The sequence below is a fragment of the Brucella sp. NBRC 12953 genome (assembly GCF_040369775.1).
In the GTDB taxonomy this organism is placed as follows: Bacteria; Pseudomonadota; Alphaproteobacteria; order Rhizobiales; family Rhizobiaceae; genus Brucella; species Brucella pseudogrignonensis.
Genome location: NZ_BAABSV010000001.1, coordinates 479,873 through 493,562 on the forward strand (window position 1 = coordinate 479,873; position 13,690 = coordinate 493,562).

A 13,690-nucleotide genomic window follows, 5' to 3' on the forward strand; every position below is an offset into this window, starting at 1 on the left:
TGGGGGCTCATATTCATCCCTGCTGATAAGATGCATGGTTGCAACAGTTTCTTGGATTTTTGTCGCTGCCCGGCATTTGCATGCGTTAAATTGGTAAAAACATAGAAACGATCTTGCCTTTGACGCATTTGATGGTCACTAAACCAGCTTGTTGCCAATGCGGCATAGGTCGACGGGTGCTCGTTTTGATTGCCCCTAAATATATGCGAATGATCTGAAGGCAGGATCCCGGATTTATGGTAAGGCTTATCGGATATTTCTTCGGAATTGGTACGGTTCTGGCACTTTTGGTTGCTGGCGGCGTTGCCGTCTATATCGGTAGCGTCACAAAGGAACTGCCTGATTACGAAGTGCTCGCAAAGTACGAGCCTCCTGTCATGACGCGTGTTCATGCATCTGACGGTAGTCTGATGTCGGAATTTGCGCGTGAACGCCGCATGTATTTGCCGATTCAGGCCGTGCCAAATCGTGTCAAAGCTGCTTTCATTTCTGCTGAAGACAAAACATTCTACGAACACCATGGTCTCGATTTTGGTGGTCTCGCGCGGGCAGTGCTGACGAATGTTAAGAACATGGGTTCTGGCCGTCGCCCGGTTGGCGCATCGACCATCACGCAGCAGGTCGCAAAGAACTTCCTTCTAAGCTCTAACCAGACCTATGACCGCAAGATCAAAGAAGCGATTCTTGCGATGCGCATTGAGCAGGCCTATTCCAAAGACCGTATTCTTGAGCTCTATCTCAATGAAATCTTTTTCGGTCTCGGTTCCTACGGCATCGCCAGCGCTGCACTCACTTATTTCGACAAGTCTGTTGGTGAGTTGAGCATTGCTGATAGTGCGTATCTCGCCGCACTGCCAAAAGGTCCAAACAACTATCATCCGTTCCGCTACCCAGATCGCGCGATCGAACGCCGCAACTGGGTTATCGATCGTATGGCCGAAAACGGCTACATCACGATGCAGGAAGCGGATGAAGCGAAGAAAGAACCGCTCGGCGTAAAGACCCGTACTGCTACCCATTATCTGTTTGCTTCGGAATACTTCAGTGAAGAAGTGCGCCGCCAGATCATCCAGAAATATGGCGTCGATGCCCTTTATGAGGGTGGTCTTTCGGTTCGTACAACTCTTAACCCAACCATGCAGGTCGAAGCGCGCAAGGCGCTGCAGGCAGCTCTGCTCCGTTACGACGAAGCACGCGGCTGGCGCGGCCCTGTAAAGCACGCCGAGCTTGGTAGCGACTGGGCTTCTGCCTTCGGTGATTTGCAGGCGTATCCCGATGTGCCTGAATGGCAGCTCGCAGTTGTACTCAATGTATCCGCTGCAGGCGCTGATATCGGGCTTCAGCCTGAAGTCGAAGGTTCTGGTTCCCGCAGCAAAGAGCGCACACGTGCCTTTATTGCGGCTGATGACATGAAATGGGCAATGCGGGTCACCAATATCGGTGGCAAGCGCAGCAGCGCCAAGTCGCCGGAAGGTGTGTTGAACACTGGCGATATTATCTATGTATCCAAGGTCGGTGACGGCGGTTCGCGTTTCCGTCTGCAACAGCCGCCAAAGCTACAGGGCGCGCTTGTCGCGATGGACCCTCATACCGGTCGTGTGCTGTCGATGGTTGGCGGATTCTCATTTGGTGAATCTGAATTCAACCGCGCGACACAGGCCTATCGCCAGCCAGGCTCATCGTTCAAGCCGTTCGTCTATGCTGCTGCACTCGACAATGGTTATACCCCGGCTTCCGTTGTGCTGGATGGTCCGTTGGAAGTTAATCAGGGTGGCGCACTCGGTGTGTGGGCTCCGAAAAACTACTCCGGTAAGTTCTCCGGCCCCTCGACGCTCCGCTACGGTATTGAACAGTCGCGTAACGTCATGACCGTGCGCCTCGCGCAGGACATGGGCATGAAGACGGTTGCAGAATATGCAGAACGCTTCGGTGTTTACGACAAGATGTTGCCGGTTCTGTCGATGTCGCTCGGCGCTGGTGAAACAACGGTTCTGCGGATGGTTACGGCCTATTCTGTGATCGCAAATGGCGGACAGAGCATCACACCTTCGATGATTGACCGTATTCAGGATCGCTACGGCAAGACGGTGTTTAAGCACGATGGACGCCAGTGCGAAGGCTGCAATGCCCAGCAATGGTCCAATCAGGAAGAGCCAACTCTGATCGATAATCGCGATCAGGTGCTTGATCCGATGACCGCTTACCAGATCACATCCATGATGGAAGGTGTCGTTCAGCGCGGTACTGCTCAGCTTCTTAAGAGCCTTGATCGTCCACTTGCCGGTAAGACCGGTACGACCAACGACGAAAAAGACGCCTGGTTTGTCGGCTTCACGCCTGACCTGGTTGTCGGTGTATTCATGGGTTATGACACGCCAACTCCGCTTGGTCGCGGGGGTACTGGTGGCGGTCTCGCTGCTCCGGTCTTCAAGGAGTTTATGGGGCAGGCTCTGGCTGGAACGCCGAAGGTTGATTTCCGTGTCCCTGAAGGCATGACGCTGATTGCGATCAACCGTAAAACCGGTATGCGCACGAATAAGGGCGATCCGAACCTGATCATGGAAGCCTTCAAGCCTGGGACGGGACCGTCTGATACCTATTCGGTCATTGGTATGGATCAGTTCCGCGAAGGATCACCGGTTCAGCCGCAGTCGCCACAGGCAACCCGCGCTATCAATTCGGGTTCAGGCGGACTTTACTGACGTCAGCCTCTTTACACTGCGCCGCGTGCTAATTATGGTCCGCGGCGCTTGAATGGTTTTAACTTTAGCCATTCTGCGTTGAGGCAGAGCGCATCGCTTTGGTGGGATGCGCTTCAGAACAAAGCGGCTCGCTTCGAGCCTCTGTTCTCTCCATCCACGACTGAATTATTGAAGGAACGATTTGCCCATGCGCGCGGAAATCGAGACGCTGGTTGACGAAATCCAGCAGGCCATAAGCCTGCTGAGGAGGCATCTTTGACTGGGATCAGGCAATCAAACGTCTGGGCTATCTGAATCAGAGAGCTGAAGATCCGACCCTTTGGAATGATGCACAGGAAGCCCAGAAGCTGATGCGTGAGCGGCAGCAACTGGAAGACAGCATCAACGGCATTAACGGCCTGAAGCAGACGCTTAACGACAGTATCGAACTCATCGCCATGGGCGAAGAAGAAGATGACAAGTCGATTATCGCGGATGCTGAAAACACCATTCGCGATCTGAAGAAGGAAGTCGACAGCCGACAGATCGATATGCTGCTTTCAGGTGAAGCGGATGCCAACGACACCTATCTTGAAGTCCATGCTGGCGCAGGCGGCACGGAAAGTCAGGATTGGGCGTCGATGCTTCTGCGCATGTACACACGCTGGGCCGAACGCAGCGGACGTAAAGTTGAAGTGATGGAAGTGCATTACGGGGAAGAAGCAGGCATCAAGTCTGCAACGATCCTGATCAAGGGCCATAATTCATACGGTATGGCGAAGACGGAATCCGGCGTGCACCGTCTGGTTCGTATTTCGCCTTACGATTCGAATGCCCGTCGTCACACTTCGTTTGCGAGTATCTGGGTTTATCCGGTCATTGATGACAACATCGATGTGCAGGTAACGGAAGCGGATGTCCGTATCGATACCTACCGTGCATCGGGTGCCGGTGGTCAGCACGTCAATACGACTGACTCGGCCGTGCGTATTACGCACATTGCGTCGGGTATCGTGGTGCAGTGTCAGGCCGAACGTTCGCAGCACAAGAACCGCGAAAAGGCTTGGTCGATGTTGCGTGCGCGTCTTTACGAGGAAGAACTCAAGAAGCGCGAAGAAGCAACTGACGCAGCCAACGCCACCAAAACCGATATCGGTTGGGGGCATCAGATCCGCTCTTACGTGCTTCAGCCGTATCAGCTCGTTAAAGACCTTCGTACGGGCGTTGAAAGCACAAACCCGCAAGAAGTGCTTGATGGCGCGGTCACACCGTTCATGGAAGCAGCCCTCGCACATCGCATTCAGGGCGGTGGCGAAGCAATCGAAGATATTGATTGATCGCTTCCCGATAACGTTAAATAGAAAACCCGGCCTTGTGCCGGGTTTTTTGCATATGCATGTCAGATTATGCCGGAGAAATTTGCGGCCCTTACTAAGCGTCAGGAATCTTTTGACGCCGTGCGCTTGATCTCAGCTCTTGGCTTATAGGCCCGCGGACCAGTGATAATGGGATCAATGCCCTGAACATTTGGCGCATTATCGGGAATAAGCAGCTCTTGCTGCGCAGAAATATTCGGCATGGGCTCAGATGGCATTTCTGGCAACGGCTGCATCGCCGAAGAACCTTTTAACAGCGACGCGAGCTTGCTGTTCTGCGGTTTATCCGAATTGCCACCATCAGTATTGAGATAGATACCAACGCCAAAGCAAAGGGCGAACGTAACAGCGCCAAATCCAAGGACTTTAGATCGAATTCCGAACATGCCGATTGCTTTGCTTTCCATGCTTTCGAATCAACGAAATTCTATCATGGTTAACAAAGCTTATCCGAAGCTTTTGTGGTTAGATCGAAACAGGTGACAAGTTGCGATAAATGCGTGCGCCAGTTCATTGAACGGCGGCTTGAGGTCACTCGCGGAAATTGCTCTGATGGCATTCCCCGCGCAGAGACGGTTCAAACCTTTGCTTTTCAGAGTGCGCGCGCTGCCTCAAGAACGGCTTCAGCGTGACCTGCGACTTTTACTTTTTCCCAGACGTGGGCGACGCGGCCATCTGCATCAATAAGAAAAGTGGCGCGTTCAACGCCCATGTATTTACGGCCATACATGCTCTTTTCTACCCAAACACCGTAGGCTTCCAAAGCGGTTCGGTCTTCATCTGCTGCAAGCTCGACCGTCAGGTCATGCTTTTTGCGAAATTTGGCATGTTTTTCCGCGCTGTCGGGCGACAGGCCAATGATGCGAGCGCCGATTTTGTCGAATTCAGGCTTTAGCTGCGAAAACGCAATCGCCTCTTTGGTGCAGCCGGATGTGTCGTCTTTCGGATAGAAATAAACGACGACTGGTCCGCCTTTAAGTGAAGACAACGAGATTGCACCATTATCGGATGGCAATGAAAAATCCGGTGCCAGATCTCCAACTTGGGGACGAGCCATATCTAGGCCTTTCTTTTATGGATAAACGGGGAAACTGCCTGTTACACTCAAATCTATCGCATTCAGGGTAAGCTCATGCAACCGTTCAAGTGCAGCTTGCAGAGACCTTTGACGGGTGTTGATAATTCATCGGATTCGATCAAGAATGTTTCGGATGCGATGAGGAAGTGAAATAAAAACAGAAAGTTATTGAGCTCTTATAAACCGTCTCGTGAGGTCTTCCATTTGCGGAAATATGTAGTTCGGCTGGAATATTGACAGATAAACCGCGCCAGATCCGCTTTACAAAGCGGGAGATGAAAAGAATCGAACGCCTCGCAGCTGAAGGCGAGGATTGTGCTGCGCTTGGACTAACGCGGCCTCGGCGCTCGTTTGTCACCTGGTGTTCTCACGCTTTTCTTTCTTTGTGCATCGTGCTCGTCCTCATCGGTGGCGCAGGATTTGTCATTTTACGTGGCGGCGTAAACAGCGATCTCTTGCGCGACGAAGCGCAAAAGAGCCTTAGCGGAATTCTCGGTGAAGAAGCATCGGCTTCCATTGCGAGTGCGGGTTTGTCGCTTGACCAAAACAGTCTGGTTGCACTTGAAGCGCGGGGCGTGTCGATTTCTGAGCCAAAGCAGGGGCTGGAAATCAAAGATATCAGATCGGTAAGATTGGGACTGGCCCCACTGCCGCTGTTGACGGGCAAGGTCCGCGTTGCAGAGCTTGAAATCGACGGTGCGAGTTTCGACCTGCCTGAGCAGAAGGGCGCAGGTTTCTGGAAGTCCCTGCCTTACGACAACAACGGCTATATAGATTTTGATGCGGTTTCAAACGAGTTGTTCTCGACAATGCGCCGCAATCTCGAATTGCTGAGGAATCAGAATACTCAGGCAATTGGCCTTCTGAATACAACAATCCGATTTAAGACAGGCGACACGCAGCAAAGTGTTGAAGTTAAGAAGCTTCGACTGGTCGAAAACAATGGCAAGATTTCAATCGAAGGCAGTGTTGTCTGGCAAAATAAAACCATAGCAATTGATGGGAATATTGATCGCAAAGGGCAGGAAAATGATCTTGACGCTTTCCAGATCAAGGTCAGCAACCTGCCGATTGACCTTGGTTCGCCCGAAGAAGTGGCGCCAATAATTGATGGAAATCGGGTTAATCCAGCTCATTTCGATTTGCAGGGTAAGGCGAGCCTCGCCCTGTCAGGCAAGGCAGCGAATGGTGAGAATCCAGAACGCGTAACCGCCGATCTCGCCGTTGATGGCATCGAGATGGAAATTGGTCGCGTGAATGATGTGCTCGGTAAAGCGGCTCTCCGCATTGAGCATTCTGTTGGGAGTGGCAAACTTGAAATCAAGCCGTCCCGAATCCAGCTTGGCGGAATGAACGCGTCGTTTAACGGAGCGTTTGGACCAGACCCTGATTCTGAAAACAATGCGGGTGGTCCGAGCTATCGTTTTGAAGTCGTGACAAGTTCAGCCACCAGTATGCCAGCCGAATCGAGCGATCCTGAATTGCCGTTTGGTGTTAAAATTGCGGGTCGGTTTCTTGCCAATCAGCAACGACTGCAGTTCTCCAATCTGGATGTTAAGACTGAAACAGGGGAACTTTACGGGCAGGGCAGCATGGCCTTCGGCAATGGTTCGCCCGAGATGATTTTCATGCTGCGCATTCCAGAAATGCCTGTAGCGGACGCAAAACATCTCTGGCCGATTGATGTCGCTGACGGCGCGCGCGAATGGGTACTGAAGAACCTCTACGGCGGCATTCTGAAAGACAGCCGCATTGATATTTCTTTGGCGGGTGGACGTTTTAACGGTCCAGGCTTACCGCCTCCATTGACCGGCGAAGAGATCAAAGCAGACTTCAATGTGTCGGATACGCGCTTTGATGTGATCGGTGAGTTGCCGCCCGTTCGCGATGTTACGGGGAACATCTCAGTGCGCGGTGCGCATACGACGATCAAGCTGGAAAAGGGTGTTGCCTACACACCGGATAATCGCAAGGCATCCGTTTCGGACGGCACGCTGATTATCCCATGGGGACCACAGCGCCCGGTTATTGCTGATCTTGATCTGTTGGTATCTGGGGATGCAGCGGCAATTGCTGAGATTGCAGGCAAAAAGCCGATTGATGTGCTGAAAAGCGTGCCGTTTGTGCCAGAAGATGTGACCGGCGATGTCAAGGCAAAGGTGAAAGTCGGGTTTGCTGTTTCCAAGGGCGCTCCTCCCGGAACATTGACATGGAATGCCGATATAGGATTCACCGACCTTGCGATTGCCAAGCCCGTTGGCGGCTCCAATGTGAGCGATGCGACGGGCAGCATCAAAGTTGATCAATCTGCTGCGCTCATAACAGCAGATGCAAAGCTTGATGGCGTCCCTGCCAAGATATCGATGACTGAGCCGGTGGATCGTTCTGGCCCCGTCAAGCGCGAGCAGAAGATTAAGCTTGAGCTCGATGATAGCTCCCGGGACAAGCTTTTGCCCGGATTAAAAGATCTCTTCTCTGGCCCGATATCCGTTGATCTCGGTATGGAGAATAACGGCCAAAGACGCGTTTCTGCGGATTTGGACAAGACACAAATAAGCTTGCCCTGGCTTGGTTGGCGCAAAGGTAGCGGCGTTCCGGCTAAGGCGACATTCGATCTGGTAAAAGCCAGCGGCACTGACGGCAAGCTTGATATCCGCAATTTGGTTCTGACGGGCGATGCATTCGGCGCGAAGGGCAATCTTTCGATATTGGGCGGCGATTTCCAGTCGGCTGACTTCAGCGAAATTCGACTAACGCGTTCGGACCGAATGAGTGTAAAAGCCACCAAAAGCTCCGGCGGCTATCGTGTGACCGTTCGCGGCTCGCAGTTCGATGCTCGTTCAATCATCAAACAGATATCTGATATCCAGAAGAAGAGCGAAAGTTCGGGGGGTAAAAGCCCACGCATTGTCGTCAGCGCCCAGGTTGATGAAGTGAGCGGGTTCAACGATGAAAAACTTCGTAACGTAGCTGTTTCTTATGAGAATGCAGGCAACAAGATTTCCGGCGTTTCCGTGAATGCCGTTACCTCATCTGGTGCAGCTTTCGTTGCGACAAACAACGATCAGGGTGATGCCCGTTCGGTCTCGCTGCAATCCAATGATGCCGGTGCAGTTCTGCGCTTTTTCGATTTTTATGACAAAATGCGCGGCGGGAAAATTACCGTTGGTCTTGCCGGCCAGGGCAATGGACCATTGAGTGGGCAGATTGATGCGCGTAATTTCGCGATTATCAATGAGCCGCGATTGGCCAAGATCGTTTCCAGCTCTCCTTCAAGCGGTGGCACCAGCCTCAATCAGGCAGTTAAGCGGGATATCGACGTCTCACGGGTTGACGTTGAACGTGGGTTCTCTCTGATCGAAAAAGGTGAGGGTTATCTCAAGCTTTCCAAGGGTGTGGTACGCGGCCCATCTGTAGGGACGACCTTCCAAGGCACGCTTTATGATCAACGTGGCAATATGTCGATCACCGGCACATTCATGCCCGCTTATGGCGTGAATCGTATTTTTGGTGAGGTTCCAATCTTCGGCGCGCTGCTTGGCAATGGCCGTGATCGTGGACTTCTCGGCATTACCTTCAAGCTTGAAGGCAGCGCTAAACAGCCGCAAGTAATGGTCAATCCAATCTCGATTATTGCACCGGGCATTTTCCGCTCGATCTTCGAGTTCTAAAGCGCATCCCGAAAAGTGCTAAGCGGTTTTCGGAACAAGATGCGCGTAAAGACAAATGTATAGAGCATTTCCAATGACTCAATCAAAACAGGAAATGCTCTAAGAGAGACCAAATCAGAGCATAAAAAAAGCCGGGCTTAGCCCGGCTTTTTTCGTTATGCGATAAGCCCTTACGCTGGGCGGATCAGAACGTGACGCTTCTTGCCGAGCGATACCTTGATAACGCCCTGATCGTTGAGAGCGGAAGCGTTGATCGTCAGGCGCGGATCGGTAACAGGCTCGTCATTGATACGAACTGCGCCACCTTCGATGTGACGACGTGCTTCGCCGTTGGTTGCGCAGAGTTCTGCAAGAACCATGAGCGCCAACACACCAATACCGGCATTTAGCGTTGCTTTGTGGACGCCAACCGTTGGAAGATTTTCCGACAGTTCACCGTCTTCAAAGGTCTTGCGTGCGGTTTCCGCAGCTTCTTCAGCAGCAGTACGGCCATGCAGGATTGCGGTAATCTCGGTTGCAAGGATCTTCTTTGCTTCGTTGATTTCCGAACCACCCAGTGCTGCAAGCTTTGCAATCTCATCCATAGGCAGCGTCGTGTAGAGCTTCAGGAAGCGTTCTACGTCTGCATCTTCCGTATTGCGCCAGTATTGCCAGAAATCGTAGGCGCTGAGCATATCGGCGTTAAGCCAGATCGCACCACCCAGCGACTTACCCATCTTCTGGCCGGAAGCCGTGGTGAGCAAAGGCGAGGTCAGAGCGTAAAGCTGTGGTGTGCCCATGCGGTGGCCGAGGTCAATACCGTTGATGATATTGCCCCATTGATCCGAACCGCCCATCTGCAGGCGAATGCCATGACGCTTGTTCAGTTCTACGAAGTCGTAGGCCTGAAGGATCATGTAGTTGAATTCGAGGAACGACAGCGACTGCTCGCGATCAAGACGTGTCTTTACCGAATCAAACGACAACATGCGGTTGACCGAGAAATGACGGCCGACATCGCGCAGGAATTCGAGGTAGTTGATGTTGCGCAACCAGTCGGCATTGTTGACCATCATGGCGTCGTTTGGACCGTCACCGAAGGTCAGGTAATTTGCGAAAACGCGTTTGATGCCAGCAATGTTCTCGGCAATCGTGTCTTCGGTCATCAGCTTGCGTGCTTCATCCTTGAAGGATGGATCGCCAACCATGCCTGTACCGCCGCCCATAAGGGCTACGGCGCGATGACCCGTCTGCTGGAACCAGTGCAGCATCATGATCTGGATAAGACCGCCAGCGTGAAGGCTTGGCGCTGTAGGATCGAAGCCAATATAGGCCGTCACGGTTTCCTTGGCCAACAATTCGTCGAGGCCGCTTTCATCGGAAATCTGATGAATAAAGCCGCGCTTGGAAAGTGTGCGAAGAAAATCGGATTTAAAACCGGACATGCCCTTTTCCTGACTGATTAGGCGAGAATGGAAACAACAGTAATCAAGTGCTTACCGCCTTATGATATTTTGCCTTTAGCATCATTCAAGCGGGAATAACAAGGAAAGTCCGGTATGGCCGATTTGAAACGCGCAATAGGACTGATGAGCGGTACTTCGATGGATGGTATCGATATTGCGCTTCTGACCACTGATGGCGAAAATTGGGTCGAGCGTGGACCTTCCAGTGCTGTGTCTTATTCGGAAGGGTTTCGTGGGCGCTTGAAGGCAGCGCTGGTTGATGCACGCAGTATCAACAAACGCAGTGAACGCCCCGGTGTTCTTAAACAGCTTGAGCACGACCAGACCCTTCTTCATGCGATAGCGATTCAGGATTTCCTATACGCGCATTCGTTAAGGCCTGATGAGATCGATGTGATCGGTTTCCATGGTCAAACCGTGCTGCATCGTCCACGTGAGGCGCTGACTATTCAGATAGGCGATGGGCGGCTACTGGCTGAAGAGACGGGCATTCCCGTCGTCTATGATATGCGTGCCGAAGATATGCGGCACGGCGGCGAGGGTGCCCCTCTGATTCCGGCCTATCACGCAGCTTTAGCGGCCAATCTTCCGTTTGGCCTCGATGGGCCGGTGGTCTTCGTCAATATCGGCGGCATATCCAACCTGACCTATGTTGGCGAGGGCGGTGCGCTGATGGCCTATGACAGTGGGCCGGGCAATATGCTGATCGATCAGTGGATGGAGCTGCATGAACAGGGAAGCTTTGATCCAGGCGGCATCACGGCGATGAGTGGCACTGTGGATGAGACCTTGGCTTTGAAATATCTCGATCACGAGTTTTTCAAAGGGAATCATCGTCGTTCTTTGGATCGGGGTGATTTTGTCGTTCCTGCGAAAGATGAAGCGAACTTGGCAACAGGCGCACGCACGCTTGCTTATGTCAGTGCGGCCGCCATTCTGCGGTCGGCTTCGCATCTGCCGTCGAAGCCTCGAACCTATGTCGTCAGTGGCGGTGGACGTAAGAATGCAGCGATCATGGCTGAACTGAGTGCGCTTGCAGAGCGTGAAGGCGCACGCGTTTTGGATGCTGATAATGCGGGTTTTGATGGCGATGCCATGGAAGCGGAAGCCTGGGCCTATCTCGCTGTGCGCTCAATGCGTGGGTTGCCGCTCACCTATCCGACGACAACGGGCTGCGATAAGCCTGTTTCCGGCGGTGTTCTTGCACTTCCGCCAAAATAAAAGCCCGGTGAATATTCTCACCGGGCTTCAGTAGGATCAGCCTTTTAAGGCTTTTAGCGCAGACGCTTCTGGCGGACTTCAACCAGTTCGCCAGCAAGACGGCGCTCCAGATATTCCGAGCATTCGTCGATCAGCTGATCGCCCATGCCGGTGAAGAAGTGGTTCGCACCCGGAATGGTATTCTGGGTAATGGTGATACCCTTCTGCGTCTTGAGCTTATCAACGAGCCCCTGAACATCCTTTGGCGGTGCAACCTTATCCTGATCGCCATGAATGATCAGGCCCGAGGACGGGCAAGGCGCTAGGAACGCAAAGTCGTAGGTGTTTGGCTGCGGCGCGACCGAGATAAAGCCTTCGATTTCCGGACGGCGCATGAGAAGCTGCATACCGATCCACGAACCAAACGAATAACCGGCGACCCAGCAATTCTTCGAATCCGGATGCAGAGCCTGCACCCAGTCGAGCGCGCTTGCCGCATCCGACAATTCACCTGCGCCGTGGTCGAACTCGCCCTGACTGCGGCCAATGCCACGGAAGTTGAAGCGAAGCGTTGTAAAACCGCGCTGTTGGAACATGTAGAACAGATCATAGACGATCTTGTTGTTCATCGTTCCACCGAACTGCGGGTGCGGATGCAGGATAAGGGCTATAGGCGCATTCTTTTCCCGTGAAGGCTGATAGCGGCCTTCAAGGCGTCCGGCAGGGCCGTTGAAAATGACTTCTGGCATGTGTACTCCGCTGGTGATCGGAAGATCGGCTTCAGGGTGGCGAACTTGACGTGGGGGTGCGCCGCTTCTAGAACCGATTTGAAATTTCGTTAGACTGGACCGTAGTTCAGTACCTAATGTGGCTTAATAGGCTTTTCCTGATTGAAAATTCAAGAAAATTGCGCTTCTGGCCACTTTATGGTGTCGCTTAGGAGATAGTATCGGTGATCGGAACCGGCAAGAGGCTCTATCTGGACTATAATGCCAGTGCGCCTTTGCTTGATGAAGCGCGCAATGCAGTCATCGAGGCATTAGGCATAACCGGCAACCCTTCATCCGTGCATCGCGAGGGTAGGGCTGCCCGCGCGCTGGTCGAATCGGCTCGCCGTAGTGTGGCAGCACTCGTGAATGCCAAGCCAGAGCATGTCTTTTTCACATCTGGCGCCACCGAAGCCGCATCCACCTTGTTGACGCCGATCTATATGATGGGGCGTTCGCCGGTGCGTCTGTCGCATCTTTACGTAAGTGCAACTGAGCACCCCTGTATGTTGGCGGGCGGACAATTTGCTCCAGACAACATCACGGTTCTTCCGGTCGATGAAAATGGTATCCTTCGTCTGGATGCGCTTGAACAAGCGCTGAAAGCGCACGACAAGAGCGCGGGCTTGCCGCTAGTTGCTGTGCAGGCCGCCAATAATGAAACCGGAGTAATTCAGCCCATTCGCGAGATCGCAGCACTCGTCAAAACGTCAGGCGGTATCTTCGTTGTCGATGCGGTACAGGCAGCTGGACGTATTAAGATCGATATTACAGAGGGTTGTGGCGATTATCTCATAATCTCTTCACATAAGATCGGTGGTCCGAAGGGTGTTGGTGCCGTGATCGCAATCTCCGATCTCATGATGCCGAAGGCGCTGGTCCGGGGTGGCGGTCAGGAAAAGGGACATCGCGCAGGCACAGAAGCGCTTCCATTGATTGCAGGCTTTGGTGCGGCTGCGGATGTTGCAGCCACCCGACTGAATGGCAATGGCTGGTCTTTCGAAGCGCGTGACCGGCTTGAAACCGGTCTCATGGAGATTGCACCAAGTGCCACGATCCACGGTAAATCCGTTGATCGTCTCCCCAACACGACCTTCTTCTCGCTGGATGGACAAAAAGCTGAAACCGTTCAAATCGCATTTGACCTTGGCGGAATAGCTCTGTCGGCAGGATCAGCCTGTTCTTCGGGAAAGGTCGGACCAAGTCATGTGCTGGCTGCAATGGGCCTTGAGGAAGGGCCGGGCGCGATCCGTGTTTCGCTCGAACCAAACGCTCCAATAGAATCTGTTGATCAGTTTCTTGACGTTTTGCGCAAAATCGTTGCCCGTCACGAGCGCTCAAAGGCCAGTTAAACGCCTAATCGGGCCTAACCTCGTAAATTATTCTTGAATTTTACCAGCAAATTTAAAGCCGGGCTTGAAATTTAGTTTAGAGAGGTTTTAAAGAAGCGTCACGCACACTATATTGTGGCG

General features: G+C 52.8%; 9 protein-coding genes. 5 read left to right on the forward strand and 4 right to left on the reverse strand.

The annotated features are described in order from the left end of the window. Positions 1-236: 236 nt before the first annotated feature. Positions 237-2,702 carry a penicillin-binding protein 1A gene (locus ABWV94_RS02405; RefSeq protein WP_064320527.1) on the forward strand — a complete coding sequence of 822 codons (2,466 nt, stop codon included), beginning with the start codon at positions 237-239 and terminating at the stop codon, positions 2,700-2,702. 187 nt (positions 2,703-2,889) lie between these two features. Continuing rightward, positions 2,890-4,018 (forward strand): peptide chain release factor 2 gene (prfB, locus tag ABWV94_RS02410; protein ID WP_105518438.1). Its coding sequence is split into 2 segments (ribosomal slippage): positions 2,890-2,958 and positions 2,960-4,018, totalling 1,128 coding nucleotides; the frame shifts between segments, so codons are not numbered across the junction. 101 nt (positions 4,019-4,119) lie between these two features. Here prfB and ABWV94_RS02415 read toward each other — a convergent pair. After that, positions 4,120-4,464 (reverse strand): hypothetical protein, encoded by a 345-nt coding sequence (locus ABWV94_RS02415; RefSeq protein WP_113498757.1) that lies wholly within the window; start codon positions 4,462-4,464, stop codon positions 4,120-4,122. 185 nt (positions 4,465-4,649) lie between these two features. Beyond that, the gene (locus tag ABWV94_RS02420; protein ID WP_064320529.1) at positions 4,650-5,114 is read right to left on the reverse strand and encodes a peroxiredoxin; all 465 of its coding nucleotides are present in this window, start codon (positions 5,112-5,114) and stop codon (positions 4,650-4,652) included. Positions 5,115-5,410: 296 nt separating this feature from the next. Here ABWV94_RS02420 and ABWV94_RS02425 point away from each other — a divergent pair, with 296 nt between their 5' ends. Continuing rightward, positions 5,411-8,806: an AsmA family protein gene (locus ABWV94_RS02425; protein WP_113498885.1), complete on the forward strand. Its 3,396-nt coding sequence runs from the start codon at positions 5,411-5,413 to the stop codon at positions 8,804-8,806. A gap of 170 nt (positions 8,807-8,976) precedes the next feature. Here ABWV94_RS02425 and tyrS read toward each other — a convergent pair whose 3' ends face one another. Further along, the gene (gene tyrS / locus ABWV94_RS02430; RefSeq protein ID WP_113498759.1) at positions 8,977-10,230 is read right to left on the reverse strand and encodes a tyrosine--tRNA ligase; all 1,254 of its coding nucleotides are present in this window, start codon (positions 10,228-10,230) and stop codon (positions 8,977-8,979) included. A gap of 114 nt (positions 10,231-10,344) precedes the next feature. Here tyrS and ABWV94_RS02435 point away from each other — a divergent pair, with 114 nt between their 5' ends. Further along, complete coding sequence (locus ABWV94_RS02435; RefSeq protein WP_353412564.1) at positions 10,345-11,472, forward strand: anhydro-N-acetylmuramic acid kinase; 1,128 nt, start codon at positions 10,345-10,347, stop codon at positions 11,470-11,472. 53 nt (positions 11,473-11,525) lie between these two features. On the opposite strand, the gene ABWV94_RS02440 is transcribed toward ABWV94_RS02435, so the two are convergent. Next, a complete protein-coding gene (locus tag ABWV94_RS02440) occupies positions 11,526-12,200 on the reverse strand; it encodes an alpha/beta hydrolase (RefSeq protein WP_007874783.1) in 675 nt (224 codons plus the stop codon). 203 nt (positions 12,201-12,403) lie between these two features. Here ABWV94_RS02440 and ABWV94_RS02445 point away from each other — a divergent pair, with 203 nt between their 5' ends. Then, positions 12,404-13,570: a cysteine desulfurase family protein gene (locus ABWV94_RS02445; RefSeq protein ID WP_007874784.1), complete on the forward strand. Its 1,167-nt coding sequence runs from the start codon at positions 12,404-12,406 to the stop codon at positions 13,568-13,570. Positions 13,571-13,690 lie beyond the last annotated feature (120 nt).